12 protein-coding genes are annotated in these 16,396 nt (G+C 67.5%); 7 read left to right on the top strand and 5 right to left on the bottom strand.

All coding sequences use genetic code 11. The features are described 5' to 3' along the window. Window positions 1-439: 439 nt before the first annotated feature. Together FK267_RS06585 and FK267_RS06580 are read left to right on the top strand one after the other, a co-directional pair. Window positions 440-4,267, top strand: coding sequence for a multifunctional oxoglutarate decarboxylase/oxoglutarate dehydrogenase thiamine pyrophosphate-binding subunit/dihydrolipoyllysine-residue succinyltransferase subunit (locus tag FK267_RS06585; RefSeq protein ID WP_141406701.1), 3,828 nt, complete (start codon window positions 440-442; stop codon window positions 4,265-4,267). A 130-nt stretch (window positions 4,268-4,397) separates the two neighbouring features. Then, window positions 4,398-4,991, top strand: coding sequence for a GDSL-type esterase/lipase family protein (locus FK267_RS06580; protein ID WP_075254558.1), 594 nt, complete (start codon window positions 4,398-4,400; stop codon window positions 4,989-4,991). Window positions 4,992-5,018: 27 nt separating this feature from the next. Here FK267_RS06580 and FK267_RS06575 read toward each other — a convergent pair whose 3' ends face one another. The 4 genes from FK267_RS06575 to FK267_RS06565 form a co-directional block, all read right to left on the bottom strand. Further along, window positions 5,019-5,750 carry a YczE/YyaS/YitT family protein gene (locus tag FK267_RS06575; protein WP_141406700.1) on the bottom strand — a complete coding sequence of 244 codons (732 nt, stop codon included), beginning with the start codon at window positions 5,748-5,750 and terminating at the stop codon, window positions 5,019-5,021. 294 nt (window positions 5,751-6,044) lie between these two features. Beyond that, complete coding sequence (locus tag FK267_RS13845; RefSeq protein ID WP_370538935.1) at window positions 6,045-6,119, bottom strand: 50S ribosomal protein bL37; 75 nt, start codon at window positions 6,117-6,119, stop codon at window positions 6,045-6,047. Window positions 6,120-6,276: 157 nt separating this feature from the next. Next, a complete protein-coding gene (rsrA, locus tag FK267_RS06570) occupies window positions 6,277-6,714 on the bottom strand; it encodes a mycothiol system anti-sigma-R factor (protein ID WP_141406699.1) in 438 nt (145 codons plus the stop codon). Then, window positions 6,711-7,379: a sigma-70 family RNA polymerase sigma factor gene (locus tag FK267_RS06565; RefSeq protein WP_010613374.1), complete on the bottom strand. Its 669-nt coding sequence runs from the start codon at window positions 7,377-7,379 to the stop codon at window positions 6,711-6,713. The genes rsrA and FK267_RS06565 overlap by 4 nt, the downstream gene beginning before the upstream one ends. 344 nt (window positions 7,380-7,723) lie before the next feature. Here FK267_RS06565 and FK267_RS06560 point away from each other — a divergent pair, with 344 nt between their 5' ends. Both FK267_RS06560 and FK267_RS06555 read left to right on the top strand, forming a co-directional pair. Further along, window positions 7,724-8,224, top strand: a complete 501-nt coding sequence (locus tag FK267_RS06560; RefSeq protein WP_141406698.1) for a DoxX family protein — start codon at window positions 7,724-7,726, stop codon at window positions 8,222-8,224. 222 nt (window positions 8,225-8,446) lie between these two features. Next, complete coding sequence (locus FK267_RS06555; protein ID WP_141406697.1) at window positions 8,447-10,723, top strand: NADP-dependent isocitrate dehydrogenase; 2,277 nt, start codon at window positions 8,447-8,449, stop codon at window positions 10,721-10,723. A gap of 319 nt (window positions 10,724-11,042) precedes the next feature. On the opposite strand, the gene FK267_RS06550 is transcribed toward FK267_RS06555, so the two are convergent. After that, on the bottom strand, window positions 11,043-12,353 hold the full coding sequence (locus tag FK267_RS06550; protein ID WP_141406696.1) for a hypothetical protein: 1,311 nt from the start codon (window positions 12,351-12,353) through the stop codon (window positions 11,043-11,045). A 392-nt stretch (window positions 12,354-12,745) separates the two neighbouring features. On the opposite strand from FK267_RS06550, the gene aroA reads away from it, so the two are divergent. From aroA to FK267_RS06535, 3 genes are all read left to right on the top strand, one after another. Continuing rightward, window positions 12,746-14,170, top strand: a complete 1,425-nt coding sequence (gene aroA / locus FK267_RS06545) for a 3-phosphoshikimate 1-carboxyvinyltransferase (RefSeq protein WP_141406695.1) — start codon at window positions 12,746-12,748, stop codon at window positions 14,168-14,170. Further along, entirely contained in the window at window positions 14,170-15,288 is a 1,119-nt protein-coding gene (gene rsgA / locus FK267_RS06540) for a ribosome small subunit-dependent GTPase A (protein ID WP_141406694.1), read from the top strand. Before aroA ends, rsgA begins: the two co-directional genes overlap by 1 nt. Window positions 15,289-15,549: 261 nt before the next feature. Continuing rightward, entirely contained in the window at window positions 15,550-16,281 is a 732-nt protein-coding gene (locus FK267_RS06535; protein ID WP_141406693.1) for a helix-turn-helix transcriptional regulator, read from the top strand. Window positions 16,282-16,396: the final 115 nt, after the last annotated feature.

Below are 16,396 nucleotides of genomic sequence, written 5' to 3'. Positions count from 1 at the left end.
AGTTTGGGATGGCTCGTGTTTTAAACTGGGACTATTTGCTGGAATGATGACGACAGGACAGTCGTTATGGGTATCTAAGCCAGTAATAGGGCCTGGCAGGTAAATCCGCACCTGCGTCAGGTCAACACAACTTTAGGAGACTTATTCGTAGTGAATCGTTCGGGCGCGCAGGTTTCCCAACACAGGAGTCATTTTGGGCTCTTCGACTGTTCCAGTTGACACAACTTCGGATCGTGGCCGGTCTCCTTGCATTGCTCCCCTGCCTGGTTGCGAGCGCGTCACGGTCGGGACACACGTGTGTCTTTGGTCCCGTGTTTGCTCGCATGAGACGCCCTTCACCTTCTAGGATGTCTGGTGAACACCGCCGTTCCTCCCCCGGGGTCCCGCTGAGGCTCCCAGTGTCGGAACGGGAGACTGACGAGCTCCGAGGAGACCCGACGTGCCCACGCAGGACCAGATCAGCCCAGGCTTCGGTGCCAACGAGTGGATGGTGGAGGAGATGCGGGCCGCCTGGTCGGCGGATCCCTCCTCCGTGAGTCCCCAGTGGCGCGAGCTCTTCGAGACCGATCCGAGTGCCGGCCTTCACCAACCGGGCCCTGCCTCCTCCAACGGCTCTGCGTCGTCGGCCGCCGGCGGGCCGCGCCGGGCCACCATCACGCCCCAGGCCGCCTCCACCCTGCGCCGCTCCTCCGCCGTCCAGGACGTCACGCGCTCCGACCTGCCGCCGGCCCCGCCGTCGGACACCGCGCCCCCGACCTCCCCCTACGCCCAGCGCCAGGCCGGCCACCCCGCTCACGACCAGGACGGTGACGCCTACGAGGACCGCACTACCAGGCTCAAAGGTGCGGCGGCCCGCACCGCCAAGAACATGGACGACTCCCTGTCCATGCCCACGGCCACCTCCGCCCGGGCCGTGCCCGCCAAGGTCCTCATTGAGAACCGCTCCGTCATCAACACCCACCTGGCCCGCACCCGCGGCGGCAAGGTCTCCTTCACCCACCTCATCGGCTGGGCGGTCGTCGAGTCCCTGACCGAGATGCCCTCGATGAACGTCTCCTACGGGGTCGACGAGGCCGGCAAGCCGGTCCTGCACGAGCCCGCCCACGTGGCCTTCGGCCTGGCCATCGACGTGCCCGGCTCCGACGGGCAGCGCCGCCTGCTGGTGCCCTCCATCAAGCAGGCCGACCTCATGGACCTGTCCCAGTTCGTGGAGGCCTACGAGACCCTCGTGGCCAAGGCTCGCGAGAACAAGCTGGACCTTGACGACTTCCGCGGCACCACCGTGACGCTGACCAACCCCGGCATGATCGGCACCCTGCACTCGGTGCCGCGCCTCATGCCCGGCCAGGGGCTCATCGTGGGGGTCGGCGCCATGGACTACCCGGCCGCCTTCGCCGGTGCCAGCCCCGATACCCTGGCCCGTCAGGCCATCGGCAAGGTCGTCACCCTGACCTCCACCTACGACCACCGCGTCATCCAGGGCGCCGCCTCCGGCGAGTTCCTGCGCCTGGTGGAGCGCAAGCTCCTGGGACTGGACGGCTTCTGGAACCGGGCCTTCGAGTCCCTGCGCATTCCCCTCGAGCCGGTCAAGTGGGTGCGTGACACCACCTACGACCCCGAGCTGGAGACCGGCAAGCCGGCGCGCGTGGCCGAGCTCATCCACGCCTACCGCCAGCGCGGCCACCTGGCGGCCGACAACGACCCGCTCACCTACCGACTGCGTCGCCACCCGGACCTGGACATCACCTCCTACGGGCTGAGCCTGTGGGACCTGGACCGCTCCTTCCCCACCCGGGGCCTGGGCGGGCGCGACCGGGCCACCCTGCGCGAGATCCTCAGGATGCTGCGCGACGCCTACTGCCGCACCGTGGGCGTGGAGTACATGCACATCCAGGACCCGGCCCAGCGCGCCTGGTGGCAGGAGCGGCTCGAGCGCGACTGGGAGGACATCGCCGACGAGGAGCGCCGTCGGATCCTCACCAAGCTGGAGCAGGCCGAGGCCTTCGAGACCTTCCTGCAGACCAAGTACGTGGGCCAGAAGCGCTTCAGCCTCGAGGGCGGGGAGTCCCTCATCGTGGCCCTGGACCGCCTGCTCGACGCCGCCGCCCACGACGGCCTCGACGAGGTCGTCATCGGCATGGCCCACCGCGGCCGCCTCAACGTGCTCACCAACATCGCCGGCAAGTCCTACGGTCAGGTCTTCGACGAGTTCGAGGGCAACGGCGTCATCGAGGGCGCCGGCACCGGCGACGTCAAGTACCACCTGGGCACCGTGGGCGTCTTCTCCGGGACCGACGGCGTCTCCACCCGCGTCTCCCTGGCCGCCAACCCCTCCCACCTGGAGACGGTCGACGGCGTCGTCGAGGGCATCGTGCGTGCCAAGCAGGACCGCATCGGTCTGGGCGAGAAGGGTTACACGGTCATGCCGGTCCTCGTCCACGGCGACGCCGCCTTCGCCGGCCAGGGCGTGGTCTACGAGACCCTCAACATGAGCCAGCTGCCCGCCTACCGCACCGGCGGTACCGTCCACATCGTCGTCAACAACCAGATCGGCTTCACCACCGGCTCGGCCTCGGCCCGCTCCACCACCTACGCCACCGACCTGGCCAAGGGCCTGCAGGTGCCGATCTTCCACGTCAACGCCGACGACCCCGAGACCGTGGCCCGTACCGCCCGCCACGCCTACGAGTACCGACGCACCTTCCACAAGGACGTCATCATCGACCTCATCTGCTACCGGCGCCGCGGCCACAACGAAGGCGACGACCCCTCGATGACCCAGCCGCTCATGTACCGGCTCATCGACTCCCTGGACTCCACGCGCGGCGTCTACACCGCCGCCCTCGTGGGGCGCGGAGACATCACTCCGCAGGAGGCCCAGGAGATCGCCAAGAGCTACCAGGACGAGCTGGAGCGGGTCTTCGCCGAGGCCCGCGTCCAGGTCACCGGGGGCACGGGCTCCGACGGCGCCGGGGAGGCGGCCGACACCGCCACGCAGGACCTGTCGGACCCCACGAAGGTGGGCGTGCCCCTGTCCTCCCTGGAGATCCCCTACTCCCAGCGGGCGGGCACCGGCATGATGCTGGGCTGGACCTCGGCCGTGCCCCGCGACGTCGTCGAGCGCATCGGCGACGCCCAGGTCGCCTGGCCCGAGTCCTTCACCGTCCACCCCAAGCTCCAGGCCATGCTCTCCAAGCGCCGCGAGGCCACGCGCGAGGGCGGCATCGACTGGGGGCTCGGGGAGCTCATCGCCCTGGGGAGCCTGCTCATGGAGGGCGTGCCGATCCGCCTGGCCGGCGAGGACGCCCGCCGCGCCACCTTCGCCCAGCGCCACGCCGTCCTGCACGACCACACCTCCGGGCAGGAGTGGACGCCACTGAGCTTCCTGACCCCGGACCAGGCGCCCCTGGAGATCTACGACTCCCTGCTCAGCGAGTACGCCGCCCTGGCCTTCGAGTACGGCTACTCCGTGGAGCGCCCCGAGGGACTGACCATGTGGGAGGCCCAGTTCGGCGACTTCGCCAACGGCGCCCAGTCCGTCATCGACGAGTACGTCACCTCCGCCGCCCAGAAGTGGGGGCAGCGCTCCGGCCTGGTCATGCTGCTCCCCCACGGCCAGGAGGGGCAGGGACCCGACCACTCCTCAGCCCGCATCGAGCGCTACCTGCAGATGTGCGCCCAGGACAACATGCTGGTGGCCCAGCCCTCCACGCCCGCCAGCTACTTCCACCTGCTGCGCGAGCACACCTACACCCGCCCGCGCCGCCCACTCATCGTCTTCACCCCCAAGCAGCTGCTGCGTCTGAAGGCCGCCTGCTCCCCGGTGGAGGACTTCACCTCCGGCACCTTCCAGCCGGTCATCGGGGAGACCGACGACGCCGTCCTGGCCGCTGCCCGCAAGCAGGGTGTGGACCGGGTGCTGCTGTGCTCGGGGCGCGTCTACTACGACCTGCTGGCCCACCGGACCAAGACCGGGGACACGAGCACGGCCATCGTCCGCCTCGAGCAGCTCTACCCGCTGGAGAGCTCGGCCATCGCCGAGGCGCTGGCTCCCTTCAGCGGAGCCGAGCTCGTGTGGGTCCAGGACGAGCCCGCCAACCAGGGCATGTGGCCCTACCTGGCGCTCAACCTGCCGACGGATCTGACCGGTGGCGTCCTGCCCACGCTGGTCTCCCGGCCGGAGGCCGCCGCCCCAGCGGTGGGCACCGCCGGCGTCCACCGCGCCCAGCAGGAGGAGATCCTCCGCCAGGCCTTCGCCCGCCACTGAGACGAGGCCGGTTCACCGGCCCGTCCCGTGTCAGCCCCGCCGAAATGCCGTCAGCCTCCACCGTTACAGCGCAAGGTCACGATAATGTCAAGACAGCATGAGGGATCATGAGGCATGAGGAGGCGCTGTCATGCGTGAGACGAGGCTGAGCTTCATCGGTGACGAGCTGGTGGCCGGTCATGGTGACGGGCGCGCCCTGGGATGGACGGGCCGGGTCATGGCCCGCACGCCCCGGGACGCCGACATCCTGTGGACTTCTCTGGCGGTTCCCGGTGAGACGACGGCGCAGATGTCCGACCGTTGGGGGCCCGAGGTGGCCCGCCGCTCCACGCACACCGGCATCAACCGGCTCGTGGTGGGGCTGGGTGTGGCCGACGTGCTCGCCGGCATCTCCTACGCCCGCTCCCGCCTGGCCCTGGCCAATATCCTCGACACTGCCGCCTCCGACCACCGCGAGTGCTTCGTCGTCGGGCCTCCTCCCCTACCGGAGGCCGACCCCGACGCCACCGCCCAGCTGTCCCAGGCCGCCGAGGAGGTGTGCCTGCGGCGCAACGTGCCCTACGTGGACACCTTCGAGCCGCTGCGCAACCACGAGCAGTGGACGGCCGACGTCGCCGCCGCCGGAGGCACGCACCCGGGCCAGGCCGGCTATGGTCTGCTGGCCTGGCTGGTGCTGCACCGCGGCTGGTACGAGTGGCTCGGCGTCGAGCGCCCCGAGTCCTGAGGCCTCGATACCCGCAACACCCGCGATTCAGGCCGGCACCGGGGAGCCCCCGTCAGACGACTCGGCGACGGCGAAGATGTCGCCGCTGATCCCCACCAGGCGGTTGGAGACGTGGTTGTTGAAGAAACCGACGATGGGGCCGATGAAGAAGCCCATGATGACCGTACCCAGGGCGACGATGCCCAGCGAGAGGTCGAACCTGATCAGGAGCAGGGCCAGGAAGATTGTGACGATGTCCTGAACCAGCCGGTAGACGCGGTAGCTGTAGCGCGGGAAGTGCCGCCTGAGCGAGGGCGCGATCCCGTCATAAGGGCACTGGCCCAGGTCGCAGGTGATGTACATGGAGACTCCCAGGCAGAACAGCGGCAGCCCGATCGCCAGGTGGAGCAGCATGCTGCCGAAGGAGTACTCGACATGGAAGAAGCTGCGGTAGATCGGGCGGAAGTAGTCCACGAGGACACCCACGACGGTGAAGTTGATGACTGTCCCCAGGCCGAAGATGGACCGGTCGAAGGGGAAGACGAGGATCAGCATAATGATGTTGACGATCGGGACGATCGCCGCGAAGGAGATCCCAGAGACGTGGGAGATGCCTTGGAGGAAGGCGGTGAACGGGTCGACGCCGCTCTTGCCCTCCAGGCAGATCGCGATCCCGACCGCCGTGATCACCTCCCCCAGGAAGCACACGAGGATGCGCCGCAGGAGCGAGTTGTCAGAGAGTGTCCACTGGTCTGGTGCTGTCAGGTTCTTCAGGTTCATGTCACACCGCCGTCGTTGAGGAGGAGCCGGCAAGGCCATACCCACGAGACACCACCGGGTTTCTCGGTGAGAGGCTGGACAGTGTCCCCTCACCACGAATCAGGCCATGTTCCGCGGCTCACACCTCACCGTCTCATGACCGTCAAGGCCGAAGGACCCAGGCTGTGAGTGCGAATCGGTGCCTGACCAGGACAGTTCCGGGACGGCTTAAGAACGACGTCGGCCGGTCACCATGAGTGGTGACCGGCCGACGGCTGTATGTCTCAGGGCGTTGCGCTCAGTGCGCTACCCGGCTCAGGCGTTGGGACGCTTGCCGTGGTTGGCGCTGGACTTGGCGCGTGCACGACGCTTACGACCGCGCTTGCTCATCACTGCCTCCTCGTGTCTTGACTCGCCCCACGAGGGGGCACGGAACGCCGCTGATTCTCGCACACGGCGGCGCGCCTGGGCCAGTCTGGCGCCGCTGACCAGCCGGTGAAGGCGACCACACGTCGGCGCACGTCGCAGCCGGGGCCCGGCTGCTCCCTCAGTCGTGCTCGAAGCGGACGGTCTGGGAGGACTCGACCCGGGACTCCACGACGCGCACGACCCGCCCGGAGGCGGAGGCCTGGGTCCGGGTCGTGGTCGACGTCGTCGTCACGCTCACCGCAGTGGCGCGCAGGGCCGACAGGCGCCCCAGGACCCGGGCGCGCAGCTCGGGAGGGGCCTGCTCGGCGCACCGTGAGCGCAGGATCTCCCGCAAGTGGGTCTCGGCGTCAGCGAGGCGGGAGCAGTGCGAGCAGGTGGCCACGTGCTGGGCGAGGCGCTCGGCCAGGTCGGCGGTGCACTCGCGATCGAGGAAGGCCTCCAGGTGGGCGCGGGCCTCGGCGCAGGAGCAGTCCTGGGAGCCGTCCGCCGTCTTGGGGCCCTTGGTGGGATCGGCGCTGTTGTCACCGGGGGTTCCCGATTCCATGCGGTCTGTCATTTCTCCTCCTCCCCATATCCGTACTCTCGGGCGTAGTCGGCCAGCAGCTCGCGCAGCTGGCGGCGACCTCGGTGCAGCCGGGACATGACGGTCCCGATGGGCGTGTCCATGATCTCGGCGATCTCCTTGTAGGAGAAGCCCTCCACGTCCGCCAGGTAGACGGCCAGGCGCCGGTCCTCGGTGAGCTGGCCCAAGGCGTCCTTGATGTCGGAGTCCGGCAGAGCGTCCAGGGCGAGGTTCTCCGCGCTGGGCAGCCCCACCGAGTCGTGGGAGGCGGCCCGGTGCAGCTGCCAGTCCTCGACCGTCTCCGCGTCGGACTGGAGCGGCTCACGCTGCTTCTTGCGGTAGGAGTTGATGAAGGTGTTGGTCAGGATCCGGTAGAGCCAGGCCTTGAGGTTGGTGCCGGGCCGGTACTGGTGGAAGGAGCCGAAGGCCTTGGCATAGGCGTCCTGCACGAGGTCCTCGGCATCGGCCCGGTTGCGGGTCATACGCAGGGCGGCGCCGTAGAGCTGGTCGAGGTAGGGCAGGGCCTCGGCCTCGAAGCGGGCGGCCCGGGCGGCCTCGTCCTCATCGGCCGGCGCCCGGTCCAGATCGCGCGCGCCATCGTCAGGATCGATCACCTCATCCAGGGTGATCTCATCAGTGTGGTCGTCGATGTCCGTCATCAGCCACGAGCCTAACGTGCCCGGGGAGTCTTCGGCCCAACCGACGCCACGAGCCTTGGTCATCGTCTCGGTCATCGCGACGGGCCGTCCCAGCGGGACGGCGTGCAGGCGGCGCATTCCCTGCCGGCCGGGCCGCTCACGGCGGCCTCGCGGCCCGCTCGGCGGTGCGCCCCGCCGGCGGGCGGTCCGGCTCGACGGCGACACGATCGACTGCTGGATGCTCATGCCCCGGCCAACACGATGGCGCCCCGATTTCATTCCCCGTCCGCCCTGAGCGAGGCACGCACCACGTTCGAGCAGCGATATCGCTGGCCCGAGCCGCCCGCGTAGGTCAGGATGGGGGCATGAACATTCTGCGCTCCTTCGCCCGCCCCATGCTCGCCGCGCCCTTCATCGTCGATGGACTCGACGCCCTGGTGCGCCCCTCGCGCCACGTGGAGAAGTTCGAGAAGGTCGCCCCGACGCTGGAGCGGGTCGGTCTGCCGCCCGTGCTGGCCTCCGACGCCCGGCTGCTCACCCGCGCCTCGGGTGCCGTGAGCCTCGTGGCCGGGCTGGGGCTGGCCGCCGGGCGGGCACCCCGTACGAACGCCACCATCCTGGCGGCCCTCAATGTGCCCCTCACCGTGGTCAACAACCCCGTCTGGGCGGTCAAGGGGACGCAGGCCCGCAAGGAGGCCCTCTCCGGGCTGCTGCGCGGGGCCGCCCTGGGGGCCGGGCTCGCGCTGGCCGCCGTCGACCGTCAGGGCAGGCCGTCCCTGGCCTGGCAGGTGCGCAACGCCCGCCAGCAGCGTGAGGCGATACAGGCCGCTCAGCAGGCCGTTCAGCAGCGCTACGTGACTGCCTGAGTCACTCTGGTCGACCCCGGATCGTCACCCGTTGGCTCCGGGCACGGGTCCGACGTCGGCTCGTCACCGTCACCTTCCGGAGCGCCCCGGCACCTGTCACCTGGGCGTCACAGGCGGCGGCTACTCTCGCCCCGGTCCACTTCCGACCGGTCGCGGTGCCCTGACACCCCGCACCACTGACCACCACGCGCAGACACGTCATCGACACGCTAGGGAGCACTCATGACCGTCCAGTCCGCCCAGCCGGCTCAGGCAAGCCAGTCATCCCAGTCGGAGCAGGCTGCCCAGCCCGACATCATCTACACCTGGACCGATGAGGCCCCGATGTTGGCGACCCATTCCTTCCTGCCGATCGTGCGCGGCTTCGCCCAGCGGGCGGGCGTGAGCGTGGGCACGGCGGACATCTCGCTGGCGGGACGCATCCTGGCGGCATTCTCCCTGGCCGACGACGACCTGGCTCGCCTGGGTGAGCTCACCCAGTCCCCGGCGGCCACGATCATCAAGCTGCCCAATATCTCGGCCTCCCTGCCGCAGCTCAAGGCCGCCATCGCCGAGCTTCAGGCCCTGGGCCACGAGATCCCCGACTACCCCGATTCCCCGGCCACGCCCGCCGAGCACGAGGCGCGCGCCGCCTACGACGCCGTCAAGGGCAGCGCTGTCAACCCCGTCCTGCGTGAGGGCAACTCGGACCGGCGTGCCCCGGCGGCCGTCAAGGCCTACGCCCGCTCCCACCCGCACTCGATGGGGGCCTGGTCGCCCGAGTCGCGCACCCGCGTGGCCACGATGGGGGCCGGGGACTTCCGACGCAATGAGCGCAGCGTCGTCGTGCCCGAGGCCGGCACCCTGCAGATCCGGTTGCGCCCGGCCGACGGCGGCGAGCCGATCGTTCTGCGGGAGTCACTGCCGGTGACGGCCGGGGAGGTCGTGGACGCCACCTTCATGAGTGCCGCCGCCCTGGATGAGTTCCTCGCCCAGCAGGTGTCCGCCGCCAAGGATGAGGACCTGCTGCTGTCGGTGCACCTCAAGGCCACGATGATGAAGGTCTCCGACCCGATCATCTTCGGTCACGCGGTGCGCGCCGCCCTGCCGGGGGTCTTCTCCACCTACGGGAGGGTCCTGGCCGAGGCGGGTCTGCGGGCCGAGGACGGGCTGGCCTCGATCCTGGCGGGGCTGGACTCGCTGCCCCAGGGCGAGGAGATCCGCGCCGCCATCGAGGCCGAGCTGGCCGCCGGACCGCGCCTGTCCATGGTGGACTCCGATCGCGGCATCACGAACCTGCACGTGCCCAGTGACGTCATCATCGACGCCTCCATGCCCGCCATGATCCGGGCCGGCGGCCACCTGTGGGGGCCGGACGGCCAGACCGCGGACACGCTCGCCGTCATCCCGGACTCCTCCTACGCCGGGGTCTACCAGGCCGTCATCGATGACTGCCGCGCCCACGGGGCTCTGGACCCGGCCACCATGGGCTCGGTGCCCAATGTGGGTCTCATGGCTCGCAAGGCCGAGGAGTACGGCAGCCACGACAAGACCTTCCTCATCCCGGCCGACGGCACCGTGGAGGTCGTCGTGGTCGAGGGGGCGGGCGCCGAGCCCGGTGCGGTGCTGCTGTCCCACGAGGTGGCCACCGGCGACATCTGGCGGGCCTGCACCACGCAGGACGCCCCCGTGCGCGACTGGGTGCACCTGGCGGTCACGCGGGCCCGGGCCACCGGCGCCCCGGCCGTCTTCTGGCTGGACCCCGAGCGCGGGCACGACGCCGTCCTCATCGACCTGGTGAATCGTTACTTGGCAGATGAGGACACCGAGGGCCTGGACATCCGCGTGCTGGACCCGGTGGCGGCCACGCGCCTGTCCCTGGAGCGCGCCCGCCGCGGCGAGGACACGATCTCGGTGACCGGCAACGTGCTGCGCGACTACAACACGGACCTCTTCCCCATCCTCGAGCTGGGCACGAGCGCCAAGATGCTCTCGGTGGTGCCGCTGATGAATGGCGGCGGCCTCTATGAGACCGGCGCCGGGGGCTCGGCCCCCAAGCACGTGCGCCAGCTCCTCGAGGAGGACTACCTTCGCTGGGACTCCCTGGGTGAGTTCCTGGCCCTGGCGGAGGCCTTCCACCACGTGGCCCAGGTCAGCGGCAACGAGCGCGCCGAGATCCTGGCCGACGCCCTGGAGGCCGCCACGGCCCGGCTGCTGGAGGAGAACCGCTCCCCGGCACGCCGCCTGGGGCAGATCGACAACCGCGGCTCGCACGCCTGGCTGGCCCTGTACTGGGCCCGCGAGCTGGCCGCGCAGGAGACCAGCCCCGAACTCGCCGCCGTCTTCTCCCCGATCGCCCAGCAGCTCGAGGCCTTCAATGACACGATCCAGGCCGAGCTCCTGACCGTCCAGGGCTCCCCGGTGGACATCGGCGGCTACTACCGCCCCGATGCGGCCCTGACCGACGCCGCCATGCGACCCTCGACCACCCTCAACACCGTCATCGAGGCGCTGCAATGAGTAAATCGCGTCGGGTTTGATAGAGGCAGTGATAACACGGAACGATCACTCCCTCCATCAAACCCGACGCGATTCAGTATCATGATTCAGGTCCGGGCCGGTGGTACGCTCCCATATCGTCGTCAGACTGCGACAGCCTGTGATCACCCCTTCCGCAACGACAGACAAGACCGTGAACAGCCTGTGGCACACTCCTCCGCTGTCGCGGACTGGTGGTGACGTTCTTGAGAACCCAGGCCAGGGACTGGCTCAGCAGAGCACTCGCGGTAGAGTCGGACATCACCTCCACTTCCCCGGGCAAAGGGATGGCTAGACATCTTCACCCTAGGGAGTCGCCGGCCGCGAACCTTATGAGGTACCTCGTTCTATGACCCTCCGAGAGATGTTCGGATTCTATAGAATTTAGAAGTCCATCGACATTCAACCCCTGTAGTTTGACACGAGTTTCCCTGCAGAATTTATCATTAGATTTGAGTAGTTTAGTGTGACATAAATCGAAGGAGCGAGACCAGACTATCTTTTGAGTCATCGACCACCCTAAACACTTGGGCACAGATAGGAGAAATATCGCGAGGGCGACAAGAGACAAGGACAGTGCGACACACACCCAGAGTAACACCGCAGCCGGAATTCCATACACATTGAACACGTCTATGTACCACTGATTCGGGTGTGCCACTTTATGGCGACTAAGCTCATCAAAACAAGCCGAAACGAACACAAATACAAAGATTTCGACATACGCCATCACTTGAAGAGTCGTCTCTATGTCAACCCCTACAACAAACCTCCTAACTATCGCCGGTGCGACAAATATCTTAAAGAGCAGAATCAAGACGGACGGCGCAATGGCTATCATAGCCACCGGAAAAGAAAAATGGTTATTAAAACCCAACAGAAAAACGGTGAGTATTGTTAATGAAATGGTTACAATAGCCGGAGCAGTGTAGAACTGTTTAAACCACTCCCCCACCCTGAACTTCCTCGACTCTTCATGCTGATACACCCCTCCCCCCACACCCCTTCTCCCAATACTTTTGAGGCCGTCTGACAACAAATAGGACCTCCCTAAAGCCTTGATTGCTTCGGCGTAGATAAGTGACAATTCGATATTTTCTCCCTCCATGAATGACGGTATGCGTGAAATGATGTAGAACGCGAACCAGAGCACGAACGAGAGAAACCAGGTCTCAACCGAAGGATCCTTATACAAGCACACGGTTCCAATTGCCGCAATAACGGCCGAAACAGAGGCCAGCGATGCAAACGCATAGAATAGTGATTTTTTCTTCTTAATTTCCCACTCCAGCCGGCCTGTTGTGTAGTTTCGGATATCACTCCATTGCTTCTGCTTAATTGTAGTCAAAGAAATTGTTGCTGCTGAAATCCATGTTTCTACTGGAATGAGGTACTCCTTAATGCTGCCTTGAGAGATGTTCTCAAGACATCGACTTAGGTAATCCTTGAAGAAATCATATGTTTCCGGAGTTAAACCCTTCCGCACTCCTGTCACAACATAGAAAAACTGGAGTATCGTGAAGCCTATTATTGCGGCAACAAATATACTTTTCCAGAACGACTCCCGGGGGCTTGGGGGAGATAGTGGTGTTTTAAGTTGCGTTATCGACATCAAACTGTCCTTGCAGGATCGATTAGTAAATTATGCAGAACAAACTACTGACTCTCAGCACAAGGGAGTACAAGAAGCTGTTGATTCGCTGCCACACCTCCACGACTAAGGCATCAAACTGAACAACAATACACTAGTAACATACGGCATGGCGACGAATGCTCTCTGCATCCATCAAGTTAGACAGCACAAAAGACTTAATCCCATTTATGTAGTAGACTATCTCGCTGCAGACCATTCAACGACAGCTTCTTCATGGCTTCAACCACATTCCTGTGATGATCGGCTTCATCGCTTGCTGGCGAATTCATCTTCGAACGATACGTAAGACACTCCTTCGAGCCTTTTTATCGAAACATCAACATATTACACCCTTCTGGCATACTACGGACATGGATTCATTCTCCAAGTCCGCACCCTGGCGGGCCCCGGTGGCGGCGGGGGCGCTGGACGCCGTCGTGGAGCTGCCGGGGTCGAAGTCGCTGAGTGCGCGGGCCCTGCTGCTGGCCGCCGTCGCTGACGCGCCGACCACGCTTACCGGGCTGCTGCGCTCGCGCGACACCGAGCTCATGCTCGCCGCCCTGAGCGTGCTCGGTTCACGCTTCGAGGACCTGGACGGCTCCGGCACCCGGCTGCGCGTCACGCCGGCTCCCCTGCCGCTGCACGTGCAGACCGGATCCGACGGCGTCGGACGCATCGACGTCGGCCTGGCCGGGACCGTCATGCGCTTCGTGCCCGCCCTGGCCGCCCTGGCCGACGCCCCGGTCCTCTTCGACGGGGACGAGGCCGCCCGGTGCCGCCCCATGGCGCCGCTGCTCGACGCGCTGGCCGACCTGGGAGCTGAGATCAGCCACCTCGGTAAGCCCGGCTTCCTGCCCTTCCGTGTCGGCCCCGGCGACGGCGCCCTCCTGCGAGCCGAGGGCGCCCGCGTGGCGGTCGATGGCTCGGCCTCTTCCCAGTTCGTCTCCGCCCTCCTGCTTCTGGGTGCTCTCCTGCCCGGTGGCCTGGAGCTCACCCCCACCGGGCCGGTGCCCTCGCTGACGCACGTGGGCATGACAGTGGCGACGCTGCGCGAGCGGGGCATCGCCGTCGAGGAGCCCGCCCCCGGGGCCGGCGACGGCGAGCGCACCTGGCGGGTCTACCCCGGCCGCCCACGCGGCGGGCAGGTGATGATCGAACCGGACCTATCCAACGCCGGCCCCTTCCTGGCGGCTGCCCTCGTGGCCGGGGGCCGGGTGAGCGTCCCTCACTGGCCTACGTCCACGACCCAGGCTGGGGACGCCTGGCGCGAGCTCCTCCCCCGCCTGGGCGGCGAGGTGACGCTCACCGACGGGCTGCTCACGGCCCACGGCACCGGGCGGCTGACCGGGATCCACGCGGACCTGTCCGACGTCGGCGAACTGGCCCCCACCGTGGCGGCCCTGGCCACCCTCGCCGGAACACAGGGCCACACCAGCGCCCTCACCGGCATCGCGCACCTGCGCGGGCACGAGACCGACCGCCTGGCAGCCCTGGCCACCCAGATCCGCCTCCTGGGCGGGGACGCCGAGGAAATCCCTGACGGGCTCATCATCCGCCCCGCACCGCTGCACGGCGCCGCCCTGCGCTCCTACGCCGACCACCGGATGGCGACCTTCGCCGCCATCATCGGCCTGGGCGTGGACGGGGTCAGCCTGGACGACGTCGAGTGCACCTCCAAGACGCTGCCCGGTTTCACGGACCTGTGGGCCGCCATGCTGGCCACCGCCGGTGAGGGCGGCACCGGACCGGACGGCGCATCGCACCGTGAGCTGGAGACCCCGGGAGACGGTGCCTGATGGCCCGCCGCGACATCGGTACCGACGATCCGCGCGTGAGGGTCCGCCCCGGCCGGGGCTCGCGCCCCCGCACCAAGCAGCGCCCCAGCCACGCCGACGCGGCCCTGGGCATGGTCACCCGCATCGACCGCGGCCACTACCGGATCCGCCTGGACGACCCGAGCCTCACTGAGGACTCCAGCGGCAACATCACCGCCATGAAGGCCCGCGAGCTGGGGCGGGGCAAGGTCGTCGTCGGCGACCGGGTCGCCGTCGTCGGGGACACCAGCGGCCGCAAAGGCACCCTGGCGCGCATGGTTCGCATCGAGGAGCGCACCACCCTGCTGCGCCGCAGCGCCGAGGACGGGGACGGAGCCGGCACCGAAAGGGCGATCGTCGCCAACGCCGGCAAGCTCGTCATCGTCACCGCCGTGGCCGACCCCGAGCCGCGCCCACGCATGATCGACCGCTACCTCGTGGCCGCCTACGACGCCGGCATGGAGCCGCTCATCGTGCTCACCAAGACCGACCTGGCCGACGCCGCCCCGCTGACGGGCCTCTACAGCCCCCTGGGTGTGCGCTGCCTGGCCACGCGACTGCGCCCCCACGGCCCCGAGACCGGGCCCTCACAGGTCTGCGGCGAGCGGCCCGACGACGGTGTCGAAGCGGTCCGCCAAGCGCTTGACGGTGCCGTCTCGGTCCTCGTGGGCCACTCCGGGGTCGGTAAGTCCACGCTCATCAACGCGCTCGTGCCCGGGGCCGACCGCGCCACCGGGCACGTCAACGAGGTCACCGGCCGGGGCCGCCACACCTCCACCAGTCTTCAGGCCCTCGAGCTGCCCGGGGGCGGCTGGGTCATCGACACCCCCGGCGTGCGTTCTTTCGGGGTTTCCCACGTCGGCAGCGCCGACGTTCTGAGGGGCTTTCCGGACCTGGCCCGCGTGGCCGAGGACTGTCCGCGGGGCTGCACCCATGAGGTGGGCGTCGTCGACTGCGCCCTGGATGAGTGGGCGAGCACGGCGGACGGGCCGGACGCCCCGGAAACCTTGGCCGCTCCCGAGGAGCGGCACGCGAGAGTGGAGTCCTTCCGCCGGCTGCTGGCCCCCTCACTGGAGGCCGAGGACCCCACCCGGCCCTGAAACACTCCCGGCGGCGCCGCGCGAGCCCCTCAGGGCACGTCACAGTTTCGTCGACAGTAGGCCCTATAACCCTGAGAGCCGTTTGCCCTGGAACAGGGCAACGACCCAGCAAAAACGGCGTCAATACTGACTTTTTTCACGTTCCGCCAGAGCCATTATTGGACACGGTGTGCTAAAAGTCACATCACGTAGCCGTTGCAGGATTCAACTACACACCGATTTTGACGGTTCCCACAAGCGAAAGCGCGTTAGTCTCAGGACATGCACAACCGTCCGACCCCTTCGCTTCCACGTCCCGCCCTGGGCGACCTGTCCGCACGCGCCAACCTCTCTGCGGCGCGCCGGCGCGTCCTGGAGGTCGTGGAGGCTTCTCACGACGCGATGACGGCCGTTCAGGTCGCCAGCGCACTCAACCTGCACCACAACACCGTCCGTGAGCACCTCGACGCCCTGGTTGACGCCGGGTTCGTCACGGTGTCCACCAAGCCGACGGGCAAGCGGGGCCGCCCGGCCCTGCGCTACGCCTCAACGGCACCCGACCCCCAGCAGATGGTCGACGCCTACCTGCTGCTGCTCGACGCGATCGCCGACACCCTGGGTGAGGGCGAGGACGCCCGTGCCACCGCTCTGGAGATCGGTCGCCGGTGGGCCGAGCTGACCCCGGGCACCATCGCTGAGCCCACGGTCGACGGCGAGCAGGTGGACCGGGTCACCGCCCTCATCCCCTACCTGGCGGTCATGGGCTTCGCCCCAGAGGTCTCCGGAGACAGCGTCGTCCTGCGCTCCTGCCCGCTCATCACCCGCAACCACCAGCCGCGCGACCTGGTGTGCACCATGCACGAGGGTTTCCTCCGGGCCGTCGTCGGCCCCGACCCGGCCGCCTACGAGCGTCTCAAGTTCCTGCCCAATGGTCCTGACGGCTGCCAGATCAGCTCGGCTCAGCCCGTCGACACGGAGCCGGATCTCAAGATCGTCCACGCCGACGTCGCCTGAGCACGCGGCTCCAACAGCATCACCCGTCCACCACTTCTAGATCGCAAGGCTTCGGCCCCGGGCACAGTCGCCCGGGGCCGAAGCGGCATTCGGTGGTGCTGCGAGCCCTGGTCTG

The organism is Actinomyces oris, assembly GCF_006546825.1.
GTDB classification, from domain to species: domain Bacteria; phylum Actinomycetota; class Actinomycetes; order Actinomycetales; family Actinomycetaceae; genus Actinomyces; species Actinomyces oris.
Note: the sequence above shows the minus strand (reverse complement) of the source record. Positions and strands in the feature narration are given on the sequence as shown.

Bases quoted from the DNA above. Each gene is read 5' to 3' on its own strand.
- FK267_RS06580 (WP_075254558.1), top strand. From the start codon at position 4,398: ATGCGTGAGACGAGGCTGAGCTTCATCGGTGACGAGCTGGTGGCCGGT.
- FK267_RS06575 (WP_141406700.1), bottom strand. From the start codon at position 5,750: ATGAACCTGAAGAACCTGACAGCACCAGACCAGTGGACACTCTCTGAC.
- rsrA (WP_141406699.1), bottom strand. From the start codon at position 6,714: ATGACAGACCGCATGGAATCGGGAACCCCCGGTGACAACAGCGCCGAT.
- FK267_RS06565 (WP_010613374.1), bottom strand. From the start codon at position 7,379: ATGACGGACATCGACGACCACACTGATGAGATCACCCTGGATGAGGTG.
- FK267_RS06560 (WP_141406698.1), top strand. From the start codon at position 7,724: ATGAACATTCTGCGCTCCTTCGCCCGCCCCATGCTCGCCGCGCCCTTC.
- FK267_RS06555 (WP_141406697.1), top strand. From the start codon at position 8,447: ATGACCGTCCAGTCCGCCCAGCCGGCTCAGGCAAGCCAGTCATCCCAG.
- FK267_RS06550 (WP_141406696.1), bottom strand. From the start codon at position 12,353: ATGTCGATAACGCAACTTAAAACACCACTATCTCCCCCAAGCCCCCGG.
- aroA (WP_141406695.1), top strand. From the start codon at position 12,746: ATGGATTCATTCTCCAAGTCCGCACCCTGGCGGGCCCCGGTGGCGGCG.
- rsgA (WP_141406694.1), top strand. From the start codon at position 14,170: ATGGCCCGCCGCGACATCGGTACCGACGATCCGCGCGTGAGGGTCCGC.
- FK267_RS06535 (WP_141406693.1), top strand. From the start codon at position 15,550: ATGCACAACCGTCCGACCCCTTCGCTTCCACGTCCCGCCCTGGGCGAC.